Source organism: Citrobacter freundii complex sp. 2025EL-00176 (assembly GCF_053309355.1).
In genome coordinates, this window is the sequence record NZ_JBRYHT010000003.1 from 201143 (window position 1) to 220351 (window position 19209).

Annotated in this window: 30 protein-coding genes; 25 read left to right on the plus strand and 5 right to left on the minus strand. The window is 53.6% G+C overall.

All coding sequences use genetic code 11. The features are described from left to right. Positions 1-76: 76 nt before the first annotated feature. The gene (locus ACVXHP_RS09840) at positions 77-400 is read left to right on the plus strand and encodes a DUF1889 family protein (protein ID WP_001539227.1); all 324 of its coding nucleotides are present in this window, start codon (positions 77-79) and stop codon (positions 398-400) included. A 307-nt stretch (positions 401-707) separates the two neighbouring features. Here the strand turns inward: ACVXHP_RS09840 and ACVXHP_RS09845 are convergent, their stop codons facing one another. The 3 genes from ACVXHP_RS09845 to ACVXHP_RS09855 are packed head-to-tail and all read right to left on the minus strand — an operon-like array spanning position 708 to position 2948. After that, positions 708-1721, minus strand: coding sequence for a phage integrase (locus ACVXHP_RS09845; RefSeq protein ID WP_447571357.1), 1014 nt, complete (start codon positions 1719-1721; stop codon positions 708-710). Positions 1722-1726: 5 nt separating this feature from the next. Beyond that, on the minus strand, positions 1727-2272 hold the full coding sequence (locus tag ACVXHP_RS09850) for a hypothetical protein (RefSeq protein ID WP_447571358.1): 546 nt from the start codon (positions 2270-2272) through the stop codon (positions 1727-1729). Between the two features lie 25 nt (positions 2273-2297). Further along, positions 2298-2948, minus strand: coding sequence for a phage repressor protein CI (locus ACVXHP_RS09855; RefSeq protein ID WP_095908289.1), 651 nt, complete (start codon positions 2946-2948; stop codon positions 2298-2300). An 87-nt stretch (positions 2949-3035) separates the two neighbouring features. Between ACVXHP_RS09855 and ACVXHP_RS09860 the strand changes: the two genes are divergently transcribed. The 12 genes from ACVXHP_RS09860 to ACVXHP_RS09915 all read left to right on the plus strand — a co-directional run bounded on the left by ACVXHP_RS09860 (position 3036) and on the right by ACVXHP_RS09915 (position 9984). Next, positions 3036-3272: a hypothetical protein gene (locus ACVXHP_RS09860; protein ID WP_023206292.1), complete on the plus strand. Its 237-nt coding sequence runs from the start codon at positions 3036-3038 to the stop codon at positions 3270-3272. A 34-nt stretch (positions 3273-3306) separates the two neighbouring features. Further along, on the plus strand, positions 3307-3816 hold the full coding sequence (locus ACVXHP_RS09865) for a phage regulatory CII family protein (RefSeq protein WP_015386351.1): 510 nt from the start codon (positions 3307-3309) through the stop codon (positions 3814-3816). Positions 3817-3823: 7 nt separating this feature from the next. Continuing rightward, the gene (locus ACVXHP_RS09870; RefSeq protein ID WP_032442472.1) at positions 3824-4024 is read left to right on the plus strand and encodes a phage filamentation protein Fil family protein; all 201 of its coding nucleotides are present in this window, start codon (positions 3824-3826) and stop codon (positions 4022-4024) included. Continuing rightward, positions 3988-4329 (plus strand): DUF5347 domain-containing protein, encoded by a 342-nt coding sequence (locus ACVXHP_RS09875; protein ID WP_447571359.1) that lies wholly within the window; start codon positions 3988-3990, stop codon positions 4327-4329. Before ACVXHP_RS09870 ends, ACVXHP_RS09875 begins: the two co-directional genes overlap by 37 nt. 67 nt (positions 4330-4396) lie before the next feature. After that, positions 4397-4630, plus strand: a complete 234-nt coding sequence (locus tag ACVXHP_RS09880) for a DUF2732 family protein (RefSeq protein ID WP_015386354.1) — start codon at positions 4397-4399, stop codon at positions 4628-4630. Next, entirely contained in the window at positions 4630-4857 is a 228-nt protein-coding gene (locus ACVXHP_RS09885) for a TraR/DksA family transcriptional regulator (protein WP_013098805.1), read from the plus strand. Before ACVXHP_RS09880 ends, ACVXHP_RS09885 begins: the two co-directional genes overlap by 1 nt. Continuing rightward, positions 4854-5438 carry a 3'-5' exonuclease gene (locus ACVXHP_RS09890; RefSeq protein ID WP_015386356.1) on the plus strand — a complete coding sequence of 195 codons (585 nt, stop codon included), beginning with the start codon at positions 4854-4856 and terminating at the stop codon, positions 5436-5438. Before ACVXHP_RS09885 ends, ACVXHP_RS09890 begins: the two co-directional genes overlap by 4 nt. Then, complete coding sequence (locus ACVXHP_RS09895) at positions 5435-6130, plus strand: DUF7415 domain-containing protein (protein WP_220132868.1); 696 nt, start codon at positions 5435-5437, stop codon at positions 6128-6130. Before ACVXHP_RS09890 ends, ACVXHP_RS09895 begins: the two co-directional genes overlap by 4 nt. Next, positions 6127-6981, plus strand: a complete 855-nt coding sequence (locus ACVXHP_RS09900; protein ID WP_447571360.1) for a DNA adenine methylase — start codon at positions 6127-6129, stop codon at positions 6979-6981. Before ACVXHP_RS09895 ends, ACVXHP_RS09900 begins: the two co-directional genes overlap by 4 nt. Continuing rightward, positions 6978-9386, plus strand: a complete 2409-nt coding sequence (locus ACVXHP_RS09905; protein ID WP_447571361.1) for a replication endonuclease — start codon at positions 6978-6980, stop codon at positions 9384-9386. The genes ACVXHP_RS09900 and ACVXHP_RS09905 overlap by 4 nt, the downstream gene beginning before the upstream one ends. A gap of 164 nt (positions 9387-9550) precedes the next feature. Further along, positions 9551-9739, plus strand: a complete 189-nt coding sequence (locus ACVXHP_RS09910) for a hypothetical protein (protein WP_001154443.1) — start codon at positions 9551-9553, stop codon at positions 9737-9739. 11 nt (positions 9740-9750) lie between these two features. Next, complete coding sequence (locus ACVXHP_RS09915; RefSeq protein ID WP_001217561.1) at positions 9751-9984, plus strand: DinI family protein; 234 nt, start codon at positions 9751-9753, stop codon at positions 9982-9984. Positions 9985-10365: 381 nt separating this feature from the next. Here the strand turns inward: ACVXHP_RS09915 and ACVXHP_RS09920 are convergent, their stop codons facing one another. Together ACVXHP_RS09920 and ACVXHP_RS09925 are read right to left on the minus strand one after the other, a co-directional pair. After that, entirely contained in the window at positions 10366-11424 is a 1059-nt protein-coding gene (locus tag ACVXHP_RS09920; protein WP_447571362.1) for a phage portal protein, read from the minus strand. Beyond that, positions 11424-13190, minus strand: coding sequence for a terminase ATPase subunit family protein (locus ACVXHP_RS09925; RefSeq protein WP_194694082.1), 1767 nt, complete (start codon positions 13188-13190; stop codon positions 11424-11426). Before ACVXHP_RS09925 ends, ACVXHP_RS09920 begins: the two co-directional genes overlap by 1 nt. A 142-nt stretch (positions 13191-13332) precedes the next feature. On the opposite strand from ACVXHP_RS09925, the gene ACVXHP_RS09930 reads away from it, so the two are divergent. The 12 genes from ACVXHP_RS09930 (at position 13333) to ACVXHP_RS09985 (ending at position 19144) form a co-directional block, all read left to right on the plus strand. After that, positions 13333-14166: a GPO family capsid scaffolding protein gene (locus ACVXHP_RS09930; RefSeq protein WP_001528599.1), complete on the plus strand. Its 834-nt coding sequence runs from the start codon at positions 13333-13335 to the stop codon at positions 14164-14166. Between the two features lie 16 nt (positions 14167-14182). Continuing rightward, on the plus strand, positions 14183-15247 hold the full coding sequence (locus ACVXHP_RS09935) for a phage major capsid protein, P2 family (protein ID WP_447571363.1): 1065 nt from the start codon (positions 14183-14185) through the stop codon (positions 15245-15247). A gap of 3 nt (positions 15248-15250) precedes the next feature. Next, a complete protein-coding gene (gpM, locus tag ACVXHP_RS09940) occupies positions 15251-15901 on the plus strand; it encodes a phage terminase small subunit (RefSeq protein WP_024552863.1) in 651 nt (216 codons plus the stop codon). 93 nt (positions 15902-15994) lie between these two features. Next, positions 15995-16459 (plus strand): head completion/stabilization protein, encoded by a 465-nt coding sequence (locus tag ACVXHP_RS09945; RefSeq protein WP_213748801.1) that lies wholly within the window; start codon positions 15995-15997, stop codon positions 16457-16459. After that, entirely contained in the window at positions 16459-16662 is a 204-nt protein-coding gene (locus ACVXHP_RS09950) for a tail protein X (protein WP_000868184.1), read from the plus strand. Before ACVXHP_RS09945 ends, ACVXHP_RS09950 begins: the two co-directional genes overlap by 1 nt. A gap of 3 nt (positions 16663-16665) precedes the next feature. Next, positions 16666-16881, plus strand: a complete 216-nt coding sequence (locus ACVXHP_RS09955) for an HP1 family phage holin (protein WP_000171565.1) — start codon at positions 16666-16668, stop codon at positions 16879-16881. Beyond that, positions 16862-17371, plus strand: a complete 510-nt coding sequence (locus tag ACVXHP_RS09960) for a lysozyme (protein ID WP_001069919.1) — start codon at positions 16862-16864, stop codon at positions 17369-17371. Before ACVXHP_RS09955 ends, ACVXHP_RS09960 begins: the two co-directional genes overlap by 20 nt. A 4-nt stretch (positions 17372-17375) precedes the next feature. Beyond that, positions 17376-17753 carry a DNZ54_00345 family protein gene (locus tag ACVXHP_RS09965; RefSeq protein ID WP_010835207.1) on the plus strand — a complete coding sequence of 126 codons (378 nt, stop codon included), beginning with the start codon at positions 17376-17378 and terminating at the stop codon, positions 17751-17753. Continuing rightward, positions 17750-18178, plus strand: coding sequence for an Rz-like lysis system protein LysB (lysB, locus tag ACVXHP_RS09970; RefSeq protein WP_447571423.1), 429 nt, complete (start codon positions 17750-17752; stop codon positions 18176-18178). The genes ACVXHP_RS09965 and lysB overlap by 4 nt, the downstream gene beginning before the upstream one ends. Then, positions 18063-18311 carry an Rz1-like lysis system protein LysC gene (lysC, locus tag ACVXHP_RS09975; RefSeq protein ID WP_223229656.1) on the plus strand — a complete coding sequence of 83 codons (249 nt, stop codon included), beginning with the start codon at positions 18063-18065 and terminating at the stop codon, positions 18309-18311. Before lysB ends, lysC begins: the two co-directional genes overlap by 116 nt. Continuing rightward, entirely contained in the window at positions 18274-18705 is a 432-nt protein-coding gene (locus tag ACVXHP_RS09980) for a phage tail protein (RefSeq protein WP_447571364.1), read from the plus strand. The genes lysC and ACVXHP_RS09980 overlap by 38 nt, the downstream gene beginning before the upstream one ends. Continuing rightward, on the plus strand, positions 18698-19144 hold the full coding sequence (locus ACVXHP_RS09985) for a phage virion morphogenesis protein (protein WP_000343950.1): 447 nt from the start codon (positions 18698-18700) through the stop codon (positions 19142-19144). The genes ACVXHP_RS09980 and ACVXHP_RS09985 overlap by 8 nt, the downstream gene beginning before the upstream one ends. The last annotated feature ends 65 nt before the right edge of the window (positions 19145-19209 follow it).

Below are 19209 nucleotides of genomic sequence, written 5' to 3' on the forward strand. Positions count from 1 at the left end.
GGGTAAGTCAAAGAAAGGCGATGTTCTCTTTGATATCCCGGCGGAGTTGGGTACATAGTATCAAGGTGTCTCTCACGTGGTTAATTTTAAGGATAAGAGCATGCCAACAGCAATTGAGAAAGCCTTGGATTTTATTGGTGGTATGAACACATCGGCGTCAGTACCCCATTCAATGGATGAAAGTACCGCTAAGGGAATTTTAAAGTATTTGCATGATTTAGGCGTGCCAGTAAGCCCGGAAGTTGTGGTGGCACGGGGTGAGCAGGAGGGATGGAATCCTGAGTTCACGAAAAAAGTGGCCGGATGGGCAGAAAAAGTCGCCTCCGGTAACCGCATCCTTATCAAAAACCCAGAGTATTTTTCAACCTACATGCAGGAGCAGCTCAAAGAACTCGTGTGAGCTGACTATCGAATAAAACGCTAACGGACGTTTCCATCTAAGGATGGCGGCGTCCAGAAGGGTTACCATATGCTGCTTATTGAGCAGTCATATCTAAACGGAAGATTAATAAAAAAGGACCTGCGATTTCTCGCAAGCCCTTGATATTTGGTGGCCCCTGCTGGACTTGAACCAGCGACCAAGCGATTATGAGTCCCAAACTTAAGGCTTATAAAACAATAAGTTACTTTAATTTCAACGCCTTGCGCCGTCGAATAGTGGGGAATATGAAAGCATAGTGAATAGGTTTGCTGCCATTTTGCTGCCATCAAATCAGATTTAAGGGGTTGTACTCCACTGCTTCTGTCAGATGGTCTGGGGCGAAATGAGCATAGCGCATCGTCACCTTAATATCAGTGTGTCCAAGGATACGCTGCAGTACAAGAATGTTACCCCCGCGCATCATAAAGTGGCTTGCAAATGTGTGCCGTAGAACGTGTGACAGCTGCCCGTCAGGTAGCTCAATCCCCGCTCGCTTAATTGCCCCACGAAACGCAGAATAGCACCCCGTAAAGACTGGTTTTGATGTTCTTAGTTTTGGGAGTATTTCGTAAAGCTCATCACTTATTGGAACGGCGCGGTTTTTCTTGCCCTTGGTTTTGATATAAGTGATTTTGCCGGGGCTTATTTGCTTGCCTGTCAGTGACTCCGCCTCGCCCCATCGTGCGCCGGTTGCAAGGCATATCTTTACTATAGTTACTAAATCTTCCGCCTTGCTTTTCTCGCACTCAGCCAGAAGCTGCTTAACTTCTTCAACTGTCAGCCAGGCTAGCTCTGCCTCATCGATTTTAAATTCCCGGACGTTTTCGAGCGGATTGGGCGCACTCCAGTCATCCAGTCTTTTCAGTTCGTTGAACATGGCGCGGAAATACGCCAGCTCAAGATTAACGGTACGGGGAGTCACTGCTTTTACCCGATCAGAACGTGTAATTTTCCCGCTTAAACGTTGTTCACGGTAGGTTGCAAAAAGCTTGGCGTTAAATTCAGTAGCGAGAGGGTTTCCCATAGCAAAGCAGGCAAACTCCATTGCGCCCTTACGCTTTAGGTCATCAGAAAGTGTAACGCCATGAGCGTTGAACCAGGTTTCAACAAGGTCAGTAACTCGCCGCTTATCTGCTTTTTCCCCTAGCCAGGGCTTGTCCTGCGCTTGATCCTTAATATGGCGCTCAAAGGCCATGGCTTCCCCCTTGGTGGCGAATTGACGGCGAATACGCCGCCCATCCCTACCGTTGGGGAAGACCTGAGCCTGCCACTTACCATTAGATAGTTTTGTTACAGCCAATTATTTTACCTTTGAGAAATGAGGTCTTGAGCAAATTTAGTCAAGCCTGGCTTACCCTCTTCCAGATAGCAGCAATTTTTGAAGTTATCGCTCCAGCTTCCGCTTGCGGTCATTAATTGGTCAGGGTTACGGATGTTGCCGTACTTACGCAACAGATTTTCCGCTTGCTTTCTGGTTATGGAAAAATCGAATTTTTCCGCAGTTAGGTATTCAAATTTTTTGGTTTGGAGGTCAATGGATAAAGGTAGGACTGTAACTTTCACGCTTTTAGCTGGAGTCTGAAAAAGAGTACGGTATACAGCGTAAACGGACGCTTTATCTGACTCATATTTTATTTCTTTTGAATCTTTAGAGTAGATGCTTGGTGATATTTGAATATGCAAAGGATTTTGCGCTAAAACCTTAAATGCCGGGTACTCAACCCCATTTACGCTGTATGATGAGTAATCGTTATAATCATCCATTAACTTGCTGATGCTTTCGTACTGTTCAGGTGCTGCACTGACAGCAAAAGAAGTCATGATTAAAAAAGATATGAGCGTTTTTTTCATTTTAATTTCCTTAATACCTAATAAGTCATTCCATAAATTCTGTTTTGCCAATGGCTTTACCCAAAATTTTCACATCGGCGGCATTACATTCAAAAGATGCCTTTCCGTTTTCAACTCTTACGCGACCACCAGGCAATCTGTACATTTCGCGGATACTGATAACACCATCCATTTCAGTTAACCAAAATCCATCTACAAGCTCACCTGCGAAATCATCGACTATCCAGATCGCACTATCTAGTCCAACAAGGCGGGGCGAGGTTGTGCCTGTTGGGATAAGTTCCGGTGCAACATCAATCTGCTTTTGGTTTTTTACTACCCCATTTTGGATGGTTAAATAACTCAATTGGAGTGTTTTTTGCGCTTGAGGCATCTCATTTGTGTTTTCAATATGTGTTTCCATTTTGGGGGCTTCGCCGCGTCCAAAAACTAACCAATCTAAAGACGCACCAGTTTCCATGGCACATATCAAAACCCAATCCGCAGGAAAGTTACCACGAGTAACCCTATTAGCCATGGTGCTTTGTGACACATCAAGATGTCTGCATAACGCCTGTCGTGAGGTAAAGCCATAAGCTGCACAAATACGTTCGATAGGGTCTTTACCGCCATGGGGTAGCTGAATTGACTTACGATTAGTGAAATCTTGTTGTTGACCTTTCCAATTTTGGATCATAGTATTTACGCAAAGTGAGTTGTTATCGAATAGTGTTGAACGCTCCCGAATAGTGTAGAGAACGTCACAACTGAGGAATAGTGCATCATGAATCGTAATTTTTCAATGCGCCCCAGCATCAACCTTGTGGTATCTGAGCCATTCATCACACTGGATGAGTTCTGTCGCCGTACTGGTTACAAGCCTAGTTATGCCCGTCAAATGATCCGGGAAAACCGCCTGCCCATCAGGAAAAAAGCCGGAGTTAACAGCCTTATCGAAATCAACATGTTCGCGTTGACGATGGAAGCGGCCCAAGGCTGCGAAGTCGCAATGCAAGCCTGATAGTTCCATTTTGGGATAGAAAAGGATTTACATCATGTTTGATTATCGTGTTTCCAAACATCCGCACTTTGACGAAGCCTGCCGGGCATTTGCGCTGCGTCACAACATGGCTAAGCTGGCGGAACGTGCGGGAATGAACGTCCAGACGCTGCGTAACAAACTGAACCCGGAGCAACCGCATCAGCTCACTCCGTCGGAAATCTGGCTGCTTACCGATCTTACTGAGGACTCCACGCTGGTTGACGGTTTTCTGGCTCAGATTCACTGCTTGCCATGCGTGCCGATGAACGAAGTGGCAAAAGAGAAGCTACCGCATTACGTCATGAGCGCTACTGCTGAAATCGGACGTGTTGCCGCTGGTGCCGTATCGGGTGATGTGAAAACCACCGCAGGCCGCCGCGATGTTATCAGCAGCATTAACTCTGTTACTCGTCTGATGGCACTGGCTGCCGTTTCGATGCAGGCGCGTTTGCAGGCTAACCCTGCGATGGCAAGCGCGGTGGATACCGTGACGGGCCTCGGCGCTTCGTTTGGTCTGATCTGAGGTGGTTATGCTGACTAAAGAACCATCTTTCGCGTCACTTCTCGTAAAGCAAAGCCCGGCAATGCACTACGGTCACGGCTGGATCATGGGCAAGGATGGCAAACGCTGGCACCCGTGCCGCTCTCAGGATGAACTGCTGGCTGACCTGTCCACAACCAAACAGGGGAAATCATGGCTATTGAAGGCGCTACGGCGACTGTTCCATTAAGCCCCAGTGAACGCCTGGACGGACTAAACCATATTGCGGAATTGAGGGCTAAAGTGTTTGGTCTGAATATTGAGCCGGAGCTTGAAAGGTTTATTAAAGATATGCGCGATCCACGCGACGTAAATAATAAACAGAATGAGCGGGCACTGGCAGCCATTTTTTATATGGCAAAAATTCCGGCAGAACGTCACGGCGTCAATATTAGTGATCTGACTACTGACGAAAAGCGGGAACTGGTGAAAGCAATGAATCATTTTCGTGCAGTGGTGAGCTTATTTCCCAAACGGCTAACCATGCCGAATTAATCCACAACAGAAATTAATGGCGTAAACCCGCCGGGCTTCTTATTGCCCAAATTCAGGAGAAACAACGATGCGAAATATTGAAACCCGTACCACTAAAACCGGACCAGATGATGCTGGTTTAAACCTGCTGTTGAGTGAAGCACGCAAAGAAGAACGCCGGGGACGTGCAGATGTGATGGCTGCGCGTCTGGATTCTTTAGCTGCTCGTATCGTGTCACGTCAGCTTAACCACACGGAAGCAGCTGAGCTGCTGCGTCAGGAAGCTGTGAAGATTCAGAACGAAGCGCAGGAGATCCACTGATGGCTGATTCAATGGACCTTGTACAGCAGCGCGTTGAAGAAGAACGCCAGCGCCACATCCACACCGCCCGTAATAAAGCGCCGGGCGTTTCCCGTGTTCTCTGCATTGATTGCGATGCACCGATCCCGCCAGCACGCCGCCGCGCCATTCCGGGCGTGCAGTGCTGCGTCACCTGTCAGGAAATCGCAGAGCTGAAAGGCAAACACTACAATGGAGGTGCTGTATGAGCATTATTAATACGACAATTAGCCAGCGTGCAAAACGTTGGCTTGATGATGGGCGCTTATTTATTGATACCGAAACTACTGGATTGGGTGATGATGCGGAAATCGTTGAGATCTGCATCATAGATAAAAATGGTTTTATTATGCTGAATACGCTAATTAAACCTACTAAGCCTATCCCCGATGAGGCTATCGCTATTCATGGCATTACCAATGAAATGGTTACTCATGCACCAACTTGGAAAGATGTTCATGGTGCAGTAGCCGATCTGTTCTTTAATTATGGATTCGTTATTTATAATGCTGATTATGATACTCGTCTGATTCGTCAAACAGCGGAATTAAATGGATTAGGGACGGACGGATTATCTTCATTTATGGATGAGTATTCTCTGTGCGCCATGAAGTTATATGCAGAATATCGTGGCGAACCGGGGAAATATCACGGTTATAAGTGGCATAAGTTAGTTGATGCCGCCGCGCATGAAGGGGTTGTGGTCGAGGGGCAGGCACACCGTGCTTTAGCGGATTGCAAAATGACAGTAGGTGTCATCAAAGCCTTGGCGCAAGGCGGTGCAGCATGACCATGAACCGCATAACCGATGAAAGTTTGAATCAACTTATAGCAATTGAGTCACTGGCTAGTGATAACGCTGGTGACGATAAGCGTCATGCTGACCAGATTTATCATTCAAATATTGTTTCCGCATTAGAGGAACTACGGGATTGCAGAAATTCTGCAGCATCACCGGTGGCTTGGACTGATGGAACCGAATTGCGCGAAATCGAACACGCGGCGGTTGCTGAAATGTGGGGCAAGCCGCACGGTTTTGGGCAGGATATAGCTCTTTATAAGGCTGCGCAGGCGGAACCGCCAATTGTTAATGATGTAGTCGGCATTATTGCGCTGCTACATGAAAACGAATGGGCAGATCACTGCACGAAAACAGCGCTAGGACAACAGCTGGAATATGAGATTACTAGGCTTATTAATAAAGCTCAGGCTAATCAGAACGTATCTCATTGGTCTAATCTGTGTCCTGATAATTTCCCAGCAACTCCTGCAAGCCGTGATCTGATTGGAGGGTGTCATTGGCTCGACTGGAACCAGCTAAGCGCTCTTGGCCTGATTGTTCGAGTTAATAAAGAAATTCTACACCCTATGGGATTGGCATTATTCCGCGATCCAGAAAGTGGTGTTTCGGATGGTGCCCTGATTGCCCCAGATGGTAAATGGCATTATGCAGATGATATTGAGAAAGGCGGTGCAAAATGAGCACCATTCTGAAATGGGCGGGAAATAAAACCGCCATCATGCCGGAACTGATTAAGCACCTTCCTGCTGGTCCGCGACTGGTTGAACCTTTCGCAGGTTCATGCGCTGTAATGATGGCGACAGACTATCCTCATTATCTTGTCGCGGATATTAATCCAGACCTGATTAATCTTTATCAGGTGATTAAGAATGATGTTGAATACTTCATCGAAGAGGGCCGATATCTTTTTGAAGCCCGTAATGATTCAGAGGCATATTATAAGACGAGACAGGAGTTTAACTTGCGCCATGGTGGCGCAATTGAACGCGCATTGTATTTCTTATATTTAAATCGCTATGGTTATCGCGGACTGTGTCGCTATAACTTGAAAGGCTATTTTAATGTTCCTTACGGTAATTATAAAAAACCGTACTTCCCTGAAAACGAAATACGCGCATTTGCAGAAAAAGCAAAACGCGCAACGTTTATCTGCGCCAGTTATGACGAGACGCTGGCACTGCTGCAGACGGGTGATGTGGTTTATTGTGATCCGCCATATGACGGCACGTTTAATGGTTATCACACTGCCGGTTTTACAGAGGACGATCAGTATCATCTGGCGTCTATTCTTGAGCGCCGTTCATCAGAAGGTCATCCGGTTATCGTGTCCAACAGCGACACATCCCTGACCTGTTCGCTTTATCGTAATTTCACTCGCCACCGTATCACCGCAAAGCGCAGCATGGGCGTGGCTGCCGGTGATAGTAAGTCCGCAGCGGAAATAATCGCCGTTTCAGGAGCAACACGCTTTAACCGGGTTTATTCCACCCACGGGGATGTGTGCTCGGTTATTTTAGAGGTGCGGGCGTGACGGTAGGCAAGTTCGCGTCCCACAATGCACCAACCACCGGCGGCTCGAATGAGGCCGCCGTGGCCTTTTCATGGAGTAACCCTAAAAAAGCGGTTAACCCATACCTGGACCCGGCGGAAGTTGCGCCGGAGTCTGCGCTTTCAAACCTGATCGCTCTTTACGCTGCGGATAACGAGCAGGAGCAGCTGCGTCGTGAGGCGCTGAGCGATGAGGTCTGGGAACGCTATTTCTTCAATGAATCCCGTGATCCTGTCCAGCGCGAAATGGAGCAGGACCGGCTGATTAGTCGTGCCAAAATGGCGCGCGAGCAGCAGCATTTTAATCCCGACCTGGTCATTCTGGCTGACGTTAACGCCATGCCGTCCCATATCAGCAAGCCTCTGCTGGAGCGGATTAAATATTTCCATAGTCTGGGCAGAGCAAAAGCCTATTCCCGCTACCTGCGCGAAACCATCAGGCCGTGTCTTGAGCGGCTGGAGCGCGTGCGTGACAGTCAGGTGTCTGCCTCTTTCCGGTTCATGGCGAGTCATGACGGGCTGGAGGGGATGCTGGTACTGCCTGAAATGAATCAGGATCAGGTCAAGCGCCTTTCCACGCTGGTTGCGGCACATATGAGCATGTGTCTCGATGCGGCCTGCGGTGATCTGTTTGTCAGCGATGATGTAAAACCAGAAGAAATCCGCCAGGCATGGGAAAGGGTTGCTGCAGAAGCCATGCGCCTTGAGGTCATCCCGCCAGCGTTTGAGCAGTTACGCCGCAAAAAGCACCGCCGCAAGCCGGTGCCTTATGAACTGATCCCATCGTCGCTGGCGCGTATGCTGTGCGCGGACTGGTGGTATCGAAAATTGTGGCAGATGCGCTGCGAGTGGCGGGAGGAACAGCTGCGTGCCGTTTGCCTGGTCAACAAAAAAGCGTCCCCGTATGTCAGCTATGAAGCCGTGATCCACAAACGCGAGCAGCGCCGCAAATCGCTGGAGTTCTTCCGCTCGCATGAGCTGGTCAACGAAGACGGCGACACGCTGGACATGGAAGACGTGGTGAACGCCAGCAACAGCAACCCGGCACACCGCCGTAATGAAATGATGGCCTGCGTTAAGGGGCTGGAGCTGATAGCAGAAATGCGCGGAGACTGCGCAGTGTTCTATACCATCACCTGCCCGTCACGCTTCCACGCAACGCTCAACAACGGCAGACCTAATCCGAAGTGGACCAGCGCTACCGTCCGGCAGAGCAGTGACTATCTGGTTGATACGTTCGCCGCTTTCCGCAAGGCCATGCACAAGGCCGGGATGCGCTGGTATGGCGTCCGCGTGGCAGAGCCGCACCATGACGGCACCGTGCACTGGCATCTTCTGTGCTTCATGCGCAAAAAAGACCGCCGTTCAATCACTGCGATGCTGCGCAAGTTTGCCATCCGTGAAGACCGCGAGGAACTGGGCACCAATACCGGGCCGCGCTTCAAGTCCGAACTAATCAACCCGCGCAAGGGCACGCCGACCAGCTACATCGCCAAATACATCAGCAAGAACATAGACGGGCGAGGGCTGGCTAAAGAAATCAGCAAAGAAACCGGCAGATCACTGCGTGACAGTGCCGAGCATGTCACCGCCTGGGCGTCACTGCACCGTGTCCAGCAGTTCCGTTTCTTTGGTATTCCGGGGCGTCAGGCATACCGCGAGCTGCGTTTGCTGGCTGGTCAGGCGGCGAGAGTGCAGGGCGAACGCAAAGCGGGCGCACCGGTACTGGATAACCCGCGTCTGGATGCGGTACTGGCGGCTGCAGATGCGGGCTGCTTTGCCACCTACATCATGAAGCAGGGCGGTGTACTGGTTCCCCGCAAACATCACCTTGTCCGCACGGCATATGAGCTTAACGACGAACCGAGCGCCTACGGCGATCACGGTATTCGTATCTATGGCATCTGGTCCCCGATTGTGGAGGGCAAGATTTGCACGCACGCGGTGAAGTGGAAAAAGGTTCGTAAGGCCGTTGACGTTCAGGAGGCGACAGCCGACCAGGGCGCTTGCGCCCCTTGGACTCGTGGCAATAACTGTCCCCCTGTTGAAAATTTGAACCAAACAGGGGGGGATTTACCCGATATTAAAACCATGGATGAGAAGGAGTTGCAGGAATATCTTCACAACATGGGCCAGAAGGAACGGCGGGAGCTGACAGCCAGGTTAAGGCTGGTAAAACCAAAGCGGAAAAAAGCATACAAACAGACTATTTCGGATCAGCAGCGCCTGCAGCTTGAGGCAGAGCTGAGTTCAAGAGGGTTCGATGGTAGCGAGTCAGAGATTGACCTGCTTCTGCGCGGCGGCAGTATTCCGTCAGGTGGAGGGCTGCGTATTTTTTACCGCAATCACCGCCTGCAGGAAGATGACAAATGGCGTCAGTGGTACTGATGCCGCAGCTTTAACAATTCCTGCTCTTATTGATCCGTGTCAGAGCTATCTGATTGAGAATAAAAAAAGCGTTTTACAATTAGAAATCTCTACTATACTGTATATATAAACAGTGTATATACATACAGTTATGTTGTGTATCTGAAGTAATGATAGGAGGGAAAATGCAGGACTATCTTTTGGAGTCGTTGAAACTCCAGCGCATTGATTTTTTTATCAAGCTTGTAGCGGCTAGTGAGTGCAGCGACGAAGAAAAGCGGCTGGCTATCCAGTGGGTGTCCGAACTGACTGACGAGCTGATGGCGAAAATCCGCAGCCATGAATACTGCCGGTCGATGGACGTAACCAGTTAAGGGAAATCTGTATGCGCATTGAAATAATGATCGATAAAGAGCAGAAGATTAGCCAGGCTACACTGGACGCCCTTGAATCCGAGCTTTACCGTAATTTGCGCCCTCTGTATCCCAAAACAGCAATTCGTATCCGTAAGGGCAGCGCCAACGGCGTTGAGCTGAGCGGGTTAAAACTGGATGAAGACAAAAAGCGAGTGATGGAAATAATGCAGCAGGTCTGGGAGGACGACAGCTGGTTACATTAGCGAACGTTGCGGACGATAAAACTGGTTTTTTACCGTCCGCAAGGTTGAACAACGAGCTATGCGAGGCGTTAGTGCTGTTGTGCATGTCTATGCCGCATGAAATCGCATGATCGTTTGAGGATCGTTTTTGCTGAGGCCCGCCAGAACTGGCGGGCTTTTGCTTATGTCATGCAGGTGCATGAAAACCACTACACAAAGCGGGCAGGCGTGGCGGGGATACGAGCGCGCGCAACGGGGTGAAATGGTGAAAATCCGGCGCAATCTCCGGCACGCTGGCGGCTTCAATTGGTGAGGGTGAGAGAGCGGCAGCAAAAAAGAAGCGCCCCGCAGAATGCTGCTGGGGCGCTGTGAGGGGCGGTCTTGTTGTCGTGGTGCGGTGGGTCAGTCGTTGCGCTTGTCTTCTGTCAGTCCCAGCGTGTACGGCTCAAAGCGGATCACTTCTTCTCCAAGCCAGTCGTTAAGCTCCTGCAGTCGCTTCTGCAGCGGCATCAGCTCGTTGCGGACAAAGACGCGGCTGGCCTTTTCCACATCACCAAAGCCGCCGGTATTGTTGGGAATAATGCCCATCATCTGCGGCGGTACGCGGTGCGCTGCCATCATGTCATCGCGGCTCACGTTCTTGATGTTCAGAAACTCATCTTTCGCCGCAACCTCTGATAACGGGATGATCTGGATGCCGTCCTTTTTGCCGTTGGGCGAATACATAAACAGGTTGCGGAAGTTGCCCGGCCCTTTGGCGCTTTTCATTGCCTGGCGGATATTGTTCACGTCCTCCTGGTTCTGTGCTGCGTCGGTCATGTACATGATGAAGCCTGCGTGGCTGCCGTTGATGTAATACTTCCGGCGGAACAGCGTTGCGGACTCGTTGAGCAGGGTTGACGGGATGGCGGAGAGATAGCCGGGCAGCCCGTAAATCTCCTGGTTAATATCCGGCTCCAGCAGATGAAAGATATTGCCCTGCGTAAATTCATAGGGCTGCGTGGTCAGGCCATACTGCACAAACCAGTAGGTGTCGAGGTCCACGCCTCGCCGTGTGTACTTCGCCAGCGCTGGCTCCAGTGAGAGAACGCCGCCGAGCCGGTTGGTGCGCTTTTCCAGATAGGCGTTACCGAACACCAGATAATCCTGGACGAAACGGGCAAAAGCCTGCTGGCTGAGCAGGCGGTGCGGGATGTAGGTACTGCTGAGAATGTCACGCTTAACGGCAATCGGTGAGCTGTGATGCACGGCGGCGCGATAGGTTCGCGCCAGTCCGTCAAAGCTCACAGGCGGCTCATACCACTTATCCATCTGCACGCATTCCACGTAATCCAGCAGCTCACGGCGGTCCAGTACCGGGATTGGATCGCCAAAGCTGAACGCTTCGGCGTGAGTTGTGTTCTTCTGCTGCGCGGCTTCCTGTACTGGCGCGGTACTGGTCAGGGCGTCGTGTTCACTCATTAAAAAATCTCCACAATGTTGCTGGTATTGGCGGCCTCGCCCTGCAGCGGTTCGTTAAACAGCGCGTGCATCGTTGCCCAGGCCAAATCTGCGTGGCTGGCTTCTTCGCTGCGGCTGGCTTCATAGGTTGGGCGGTTGCCGCTGGCGGTGGTGGCCCGGCGGATAGCCATAAAGGACTGCGCAATGTCGGTATGCCCGGCGTCGAACTCCAGACGCCGGTGGCTGATAATGTCGTATGCCTTGAGCACCAGGGCGTTTTTGACGTTGGGGTTGTAGACAAATTCCCGTACGGCAGGAAAGAACGCTTTCACGTTCTCGTAGACACCGTGACCGACGCCGGTCGAGTCGATACCGATATAGGTCACGTTGTACTGCTGCGTCAGCTTTTTGATAGCGTCAGCCTGGGCGCGGAAGTCCATCCCGCGCCACTGGTGCCGCTCAAGAATGCGGAACTTGCCGCCCGGTACAGTTGGTGGTGCCACAACCACACACCCGGCGCTGTCACCGTTCTGCGTGCCTTTCGCCGGGTCGTATCCGATCCAGACTTCGCGCCAGCCAAACGGGCGCAGCGCCAGAGCCTGAAAATCGGACCAGACTTCCCAACTGTCTACCATGCACGCCTGCAGCTCGCTGAGCGGGAACACTGACGCCAGATCGTCAATAAATTCGCACATCAGCAGGTTCTGGTATTCGTCAGGGCTGTACTCCATGCGCAACTGGTCCAGGTCGAACAGATTACAGCCGCCGCGCACCGCATCCTCTACGGTGACGATCTGGCGATACTGTCCGTCCGGGCAGAGCACGCCGCGCGCAAGGTTGCTGTGGGTCAGGTCAATATCCACCTTGTCCGCTTTGGCGCGGCCCCGGTTGAACAGCGCGCCGGACCAGAACGGATACGCGCTGTGGGTCAGGCTGGACGGCGTGGAAAAGTAGGTTTGTCGCCATTTCTTGTGAATGGCCATACCGGAGGCCACCTTGCGCAGCTCCTGGAATTTCGGTATCCAGAAATATTCATCAAGGTACAGATTGCCGTGGTAGCTCTGCGCCGTGCGGGCGTTGGTGCCGAGGAAGTACAGGCACGCGCCGTTGCTGAGCGTCATCGGGTCGCCTTTCAGCTCAACATCCACCTCTTTTGCAAAGTCGATGATGTACTGCTTAAAGACGTGCGCCTGCGCCTTACTGGCTGAGAGGAAGATCTGGTTGCGCCCGGTGGTGATGGCATCAATCAGCGCTTCGCGGGCAAAAAAGTATGTTGCCCCAATCTGACGTGATTTAAGCAGGTTGCGAATGCGGTGTTTTACGCCTGCCTGCCACCAGTGGCGCTGATATTCAAACATGCCGTTGCGGAAGATTTCTTCCAGCTTTTCGGTCTGTTCATCGGTGAAAACATTCTTTTCGGGCTGGCGGCGCGGCCCTTTGTTACGGTTGGCAACTTTCGGGTTTAAGTCTGCTTCGTTGCCGCCATCGTTAAATTTACCGATCCGGGCGTGGCGCTCTGACTGGCGCGCCAGCAGGTCAATTTCCTTGAAGTCTTTCCCTTCTTTCTGCTCCTTCATAATGAGCTGGCAGTAACGTGCGGCGGTGGTGAGCTGCATCTGATCCAGCGGCCCATAGTCGCCCCACTTGTCGCGCTTCTTCCAGCTGTGAACGGTTGCAACTTTCTCGCCCAGCATTTCAGCAATGCGGGCTACGCGGTATCCCTGAAAGTACAGCAGCATGGCCTGCCGACGGGGATCGAGGTCTGCGGGGGTCAGTGTCGTGTTCATGGCCCAAACATACGGCCTTGGATGGAGGCTTTCCCCGGCTGCGGTTTGTGTGGTTTACCGTACAAATACAGCGCGTTGTCTCACTCCCCCCATCACCGCAAACATAAGGCTCCAGTAAGTTATTTCTAACGGAGCACGGCTCATGACAGTGAAAGCAAAGCGTTTCCGTATCGGGGTGGAAGGTGCCACCACTGACGGGCGCGAGATCCAGCGTGAATGGCTGGTACAGATGGCTGCCAGCTACAACCCGACGGTCTATACCGCGCTGATTAACCTTGAGCACATCAAGTCTTATCTGCCGGACAGCACCTTTAACCGCTACGGCAGGGTGACGGGGCTGGTTGCAGAAGAAATCCAGGACGGCCCGCTGGCGGGCAAGATGGCGCTTTATGCCGATATCGAACCCACGGACGCCCTGGTGGAACTGGTGAAGAAAGGCCAGAAGCTGTTCACCTCCATGGAGGTCAGCACGAAGTTTGCCGACACCGGCAAAGCCTATCTTGTGGGGCTGGGTGCGACGGACGATCCTGCGAGCCTGGGCACCGAAATGCTGGCTTTCAGCGCCAGTGCAGCACATAACCCGCTGGCAAACCGTAAGCTGAACCCTGAAAACCTGTTTTCGGAAGCGGTTGAAACGCTGATTGAACTGGAAGAAGCCCAGGACGAAAAGCCGTCCCTCTTTGCCCGCGTCACCGCGCTGTTCACCAAAAAAGAGCAGACCGACGATGCGCGATTCTCTGATGTGCATAAAGCCGTGGAGCTGGTCGCTACTGAGCAGCAGATCCTGAGCGAGCGCACTGATAAATCCCTGTCCGATCAGGACCAGCGCCTTTCTGAGCTGGAGTCCTCCCTGCAGGAGCAGCAGACCGCCTTTGCCGAGTTACAGCAGCAGCTGAGCCGTGAAGACAGCCGCAAAGATTACCGCCAGCGCGCGCCGGGCGGTGACGCACCGGCAGGCACCCTGACCAATTGCTGATGGAGCATAAAACCCGATGAAAAAGAAAACCCGCTTTGCCTTTAACGCTTACCTGCAGCAACTGGCGCGCCTGAACGGTGTGGAAGTTGAAGAACTGTCCAGCAAGTTTACCGTGGAGCCGTCCGTGCAGCAGACGCTGGAAGACCAGATCCAGCAGTCCGCCGCTTTCCTGACGGTTATTAACATCACGCCGGTCACTGAGCAGTCCGGTCAGTTGCTGGGGCTGGGCGTTGGCAGCACCATTGCCGGAACCACCGATACCACCACCAAAGAGCGCGAGCCTACCGATCCTACGCTGATGGAAGACGTGGAATACAAATGCGAGCAGACCAACTTTGATACGGTGCTGACCTACGCAAAACTGGACATGTGGGCGAAATTCCAGGACTTCCAGGTGCGTATTCGCAACGCCATCGTCAAGCGTCAGGCGCTGGACCGCATCATGATCGGCTTTAACGGCGTGAAGCGCGCCAAAACCTCCAACCGTGCTGAAAACCCGCTGCTGCAGGACGTCAATAAAGGCTGGCTGCAGAAAATCCGCGAAGACGCGCCGGATCACGTCATGGGCAGCAAAACCGCAGAAGACGGCACCACTACTGCAGAACCAGTAAAAGTAGGTCCGGGTGGTAAGTATGTAAATCTTGACGCGGTGGTGATGGATACCGTCAACGAGCTGATCGATGTGGAGTATCAGGATGATGACGAGCTGGTTGTTGTCTGCGGACGTGAACTGCTGTCTGACAAGTATTTCCCGCTGGTCAACAAAGAGCAGGACAACAGCGAGAAAATCGCCGCCGATCTGATCATCAGCCAGAAACGCATGGGCGGCCTGCAGGCTGTGCGCGCGCCTTTCTTCCCGGCAAATGCCATGCTGATCACCCGTCTGGATAACCTGTCCATCTACTGGCAGGAAGACACCCGCCGCCGTTCAGTTATCGACAACCCGAAACGCGACCGGATTGAAAACTTTGAATCCGTCAACGAGGCGTATGTGGTCGAGGACTACCGCTGCGCGGCGCTGGTAGAAAACATCGAAATCGGTGATTTCAGCGCGCCTGCCGCACCGGAAAGTGGGGAATAACGCATGAGCCTGAGTCCCGCACGGCAGCACCGCCTGCGCATTCAGGCTGAACAGGCCGCCCGTGAGGGCGGCAGTGTTCGCCATGCGTCGGGCTATGACCTGATGCTGCTGCAGTTGGCAGAAGACCGCCGCCGCCTCAAGGGCGTCCAGTCCACGGTGAAAAAGGCGGAAATCAAGGTGGAACTGCTGCCGAAATATTCCGCCTGGGCGGAGGGCGTGCTGGCTGCCGGAGGTGCGCAGCAGGATGACGTGCTGATGTACGTGATGCTGTGGCGTATCGACGCCGGTGATTATGCCGGTGCGCTCGAAATCGGGCGCCATGCGCTGCGCCATGGCTGGGTGATGCCTCTGGGCAACCGTAACGTGCAGACCGTGCTGGCAGAAGAAATGGCAGACGCGGCGCAAAGCGCTCTGCTTGCCGCTGCCGGTTTTGATGCCGATCTGCTTCTGCAGACGCTGGACCTGACCACCGATCTGGATATGCCGGACCAGTCGCGGGCGCGCCTGCATAAAGCCATCGGTGCTGTACTGAGCGAAAGCAACCCGGCGTCTGCCCTGAATCACCTTACCCATGCGCTGCAGCTTGATCCCCGCTGTGGCGTGAAAAAAGAAAAGCAGCAGCTGGAGCGCAGACTGCGCAATGACAGCCGCTAAAGAACGTGCCCCGCGCACGGGCGGCACGGGGTGGCGAAAGGCATTGCCGCATCAAAACCCCGTCCACCGCCCACTTATTCAGGAGAAAGCCGCATGAAGTTTGTTGCGCCCGAACAGGCACCGGAACAGGCGGAGGTCATCAAAAACACGCCGTTCTGGCCTGATGTGGACCTGTCGGAATTTCGCAGTGTGATGCGTACTGACGGCACGGTGACGCAGCCGCGTTTAAAGCAGGTCGTGCTGACGGCTATTTCTGAGGTTAACGCTGAGCTGTACGACTTCCGCAACCGTCAGCAGATGCTGGGCTGGCGGACACTTGCTGAGGTTCCCGCAGAAATGCTGGACGGTAAAAGCGAGCGTATCCAGCACTACCACAACGCCGTTTTTTGCTGGGCGCGCGCCGTGCTCAATGAGCGTTATCAGGACTATGACGCCACGTCGTCAGGCGTGAAGCGAGGGGAGGAGCTGGCGGAGGCCAGCGGCGATCTGTGGCGTGATGCCCGCTGGGCCATCAGCCGGGTGCAGGATGCACCGCACTGTACGGTGGAGCTTATCTGATGAAAGTGCGTGCGCATCAGTATGACACGGTGGACGCACTTTGCTGGCGTCATTACGGGCGCACGCAGGGTGTCACTGAGCAGGTTCTGCAGGCAAATCCGGGGCTGGCTGAGTACGGCCCATTTTTACCGCACGGGCTGCAGGTGGAGCTGCCGGACATTACGGCGTCAACCACGGCGCAGACCGTCCAGCTATGGGACTGAATTATGACGCTTGAACGAATCAGCGCCTTTATCACTTACTGCATCGCCGTGCTGCTGGCATGGCTGGGCGATCTGTCGCTCAAGGATGCGTCAACGGTTGGCGGCGTACTGATTGGTGTGCTGATGCTGGCTATCAACTGGTACTACAAACACCAGTCTTTCAAATTGTTACGTGGCGGCAAAATTTCGCGGGGGGAATATGAATCCTTCAATCGTTAAGCGCTGCCTTGTCGGGGCGGTACTGGCTATCGCCGCCACGCTGCCCGGTTTTCAGTCGCTTCATACTTCCGTTGAGGGGCTGAAACTGATTGCCGATTACGAGGGATGCCGCCTGCAGCCTTATCAGTGCAGCGCGGGCGTGTGGACCGACGGGATCGGCAATACGTCCGGTGTGGTGCCGGGCAAAACCATCACGGAACGGCAGGCGGCGCAGGGACTTATCACCAACGTGCTGCGCGTGGAGCGGGCGCTGGATAAATGTGTGGTGCAGCCGATGCCGCAAAAGGTTTATGACGCGGTGGTGTCGTTTGCTTTCAACGTGGGCACCGGCAACGCCTGCAGCTCCACGCTGGTTAAGTTACTGAACCAGCGGCGCTGGGCGGATGCCTGCCATCAGCTGCCACGCTGGGTATATGTCAAAGGTGTGTTTAATCAGGGGCTGGACAACCGCCGCGCGCGGGAAATGGCCTGGTGCTTAAAAGGAGCATAACGGAATGAAAAAGAAAGTCATGAGCGTTTTTTTCCAGCTGGCATGGGCTGCGCTGTTGGTTATCAGTCTGCTGTATCCGCGCAGCGGTGCACCGGTTCTGGTTGGTGCGTCTGTCTGGGTGTCATGCTTCCTCGCCTGGCTGCTTGCTGCGCTGTGCGCTGTCGGGTGGTTCGCCGGAGATCGGGCACGGGATGAGGTCAGGGCGGCATTGCTCAAATTCAGGGCGCACCCTGTAAAACCCGTGCGTACATGGGTAATCAGGCTGCTTATTGTTCTGTGCCTGGCGTTTTCGGGATGGGTGATCACCCTGGTGTTTTACCTGCTGACGCTGGTTCTGTATCAGATTGCCCGCGCGCAGCTTCATGAGCCGATGGCGGCCTGATGCGTGCGCTGGCGGTAGTGCTGGCGCTGGTACTTGCGGCGCTGGGCTGGCAGTCGTGGCAGCTAAACAATGCCAGCCACACCATCGAAACGCAGGGCGCGGCGCTGAAAAGCAAAACGCAGGAGCTGACGAAGAAAAACAGCCAACTGATCGGCCTGTCCATTCTGACTGAAACCAACAGCCGGGAGCAGACGCGGCTTTATGCGGCAGCGGAACAGACCACCGCACTACTGCGCAGCCGCCAGCACCGGATCGAGGAACTGAAACGTGAAAACGAGGATTTACGCCGCTGGGCTGACACTCCTTTGCCTGCTGACATTATCAGGTTGCGGGACCGCCCGGCCCTCGCCGGAGGTGCAGCTTACCGTGAGTGGCTGTCCCAGAGTGACACAGTGCCGCCTGGAAAGGTCAGCGCCGCGCAGTAACGGCGATCTGAATGCGGTGCTGGATGAAACCGAGGCCGCCTGGGCGGTCTGTGCTGACAAAGTGGACACGATTATTGCGTGTCAGGAGCGAGACAGTGAACAAACCGCAGTCCTTACGCAGCGCCCTGAATAAAGCGGTTGCCTATATCCGCGATAACCCGGACAAGCTGCACCTTTTCGTTGATAACGGATCACTGGTGGCAACCGGTGCCAGCTCCATGTCATGGGAGTACCGCTACACCCTGAACGTGGTGATCGAGGATTTCAGCGGCGACCAGAATCTGCTGATGGCTCCTGTGCTGCTGTGGCTAAGTGACAACCAGCCGGATGCCATCAATAACCCGGAACTGCGTGAAAAACTGTTCACCTTTGAAGTGGATATTCTGCGCAACGATGTGTGCGATATCAGCCTGAACCTGCAACTGACGGAGCGCGTGCTGGTCAGCACTGACGGCAGCGTGTCGAGCGTTGAAGCGGTGCCGGAGCCGGACGAACCCGAAGAAATGTGGACGGTGAAACGTGGATGAGCTGCAGAGGGTGGATGACTGGCTGACGGCGCTGCTGGCAAATCTGGAGCCTGCTGCACGCAGCCGTATGATGCGGCAACTGGCGCAACAGCTGCGCCGGACGCAGCAGCAGAACATCAGGCTGCAGCGTAATCCTGACGGCAGCGGTTATGAGCCGCGCCGGGTGACAGCCCGCAGCAAGAAGGGGCGCATCAAACGCCAGATGTTTGCAAAGCTTCGCACCACAAAATACCTGAAAACCACCGCCAGTGCGGACTCCGCCAGCGTGCAGTTTGATGGCAAGGTGCAGCGCATTGCCCGTGTTCACCATTACGGCCTGCGGGATCGCGTCAGTCGAAAAGGCCCGGAGGTCCGCTACGCAGAGCGCCGCCTGTTGGGCGTGAATGATGAGGTGGAAACCATCACCCGTGACACTCTGCTGCGCTGGCTGGCGGGGTGATCTTTGTGCCACCGCTGGCACAAGCGCCCGCGCTGCCTCCCTTTTCCCTCTGATGGCAACCTTTC

Excerpts from the sequence above, each read along its gene's own strand:
- ACVXHP_RS09860 (WP_023206292.1), top strand. The coding sequence starts at position 3,036 with ATGAATCGTAATTTTTCAATGCGCCCCAGCATCAACCTTGTGGTATCT.
- ACVXHP_RS09855 (WP_095908289.1), bottom strand. The coding sequence starts at position 2,948 with ATGATCCAAAATTGGAAAGGTCAACAACAAGATTTCACTAATCGTAAG.
- ACVXHP_RS09865 (WP_015386351.1), top strand. The coding sequence starts at position 3,307 with ATGTTTGATTATCGTGTTTCCAAACATCCGCACTTTGACGAAGCCTGC.
- ACVXHP_RS09915 (WP_001217561.1), top strand. The coding sequence starts at position 9,751 with ATGCGCATTGAAATAATGATCGATAAAGAGCAGAAGATTAGCCAGGCT.
- ACVXHP_RS09885 (WP_013098805.1), top strand. The coding sequence starts at position 4,630 with ATGGCTGATTCAATGGACCTTGTACAGCAGCGCGTTGAAGAAGAACGC.
- ACVXHP_RS09925 (WP_194694082.1), bottom strand. The coding sequence starts at position 13,190 with ATGAACACGACACTGACCCCCGCAGACCTCGATCCCCGTCGGCAGGCC.
- ACVXHP_RS09870 (WP_032442472.1), top strand. The coding sequence starts at position 3,824 with ATGCTGACTAAAGAACCATCTTTCGCGTCACTTCTCGTAAAGCAAAGC.
- ACVXHP_RS09920 (WP_447571362.1), bottom strand. The coding sequence starts at position 11,424 with ATGAGTGAACACGACGCCCTGACCAGTACCGCGCCAGTACAGGAAGCC.
- ACVXHP_RS09955 (WP_000171565.1), top strand. The coding sequence starts at position 16,666 with ATGACGCTTGAACGAATCAGCGCCTTTATCACTTACTGCATCGCCGTG.
- ACVXHP_RS09895 (WP_220132868.1), top strand. The coding sequence starts at position 5,435 with ATGACCATGAACCGCATAACCGATGAAAGTTTGAATCAACTTATAGCA.
- ACVXHP_RS09930 (WP_001528599.1), top strand. The coding sequence starts at position 13,333 with ATGACAGTGAAAGCAAAGCGTTTCCGTATCGGGGTGGAAGGTGCCACC.
- ACVXHP_RS09965 (WP_010835207.1), top strand. The coding sequence starts at position 17,376 with ATGAAAAAGAAAGTCATGAGCGTTTTTTTCCAGCTGGCATGGGCTGCG.
- ACVXHP_RS09950 (WP_000868184.1), top strand. The coding sequence starts at position 16,459 with ATGAAAGTGCGTGCGCATCAGTATGACACGGTGGACGCACTTTGCTGG.
- ACVXHP_RS09945 (WP_213748801.1), top strand. The coding sequence starts at position 15,995 with ATGAAGTTTGTTGCGCCCGAACAGGCACCGGAACAGGCGGAGGTCATC.
- ACVXHP_RS09935 (WP_447571363.1), top strand. The coding sequence starts at position 14,183 with ATGAAAAAGAAAACCCGCTTTGCCTTTAACGCTTACCTGCAGCAACTG.
- gpM (WP_024552863.1), top strand. The coding sequence starts at position 15,251 with ATGAGCCTGAGTCCCGCACGGCAGCACCGCCTGCGCATTCAGGCTGAA.
- ACVXHP_RS09875 (WP_447571359.1), top strand. The coding sequence starts at position 3,988 with ATGGCTATTGAAGGCGCTACGGCGACTGTTCCATTAAGCCCCAGTGAA.
- ACVXHP_RS09910 (WP_001154443.1), top strand. The coding sequence starts at position 9,551 with ATGCAGGACTATCTTTTGGAGTCGTTGAAACTCCAGCGCATTGATTTT.
- ACVXHP_RS09850 (WP_447571358.1), bottom strand. The coding sequence starts at position 2,272 with ATGAAAAAAACGCTCATATCTTTTTTAATCATGACTTCTTTTGCTGTC.
- ACVXHP_RS09890 (WP_015386356.1), top strand. The coding sequence starts at position 4,854 with ATGAGCATTATTAATACGACAATTAGCCAGCGTGCAAAACGTTGGCTT.
- ACVXHP_RS09900 (WP_447571360.1), top strand. The coding sequence starts at position 6,127 with ATGAGCACCATTCTGAAATGGGCGGGAAATAAAACCGCCATCATGCCG.
- ACVXHP_RS09880 (WP_015386354.1), top strand. The coding sequence starts at position 4,397 with ATGCGAAATATTGAAACCCGTACCACTAAAACCGGACCAGATGATGCT.
- ACVXHP_RS09960 (WP_001069919.1), top strand. The coding sequence starts at position 16,862 with ATGAATCCTTCAATCGTTAAGCGCTGCCTTGTCGGGGCGGTACTGGCT.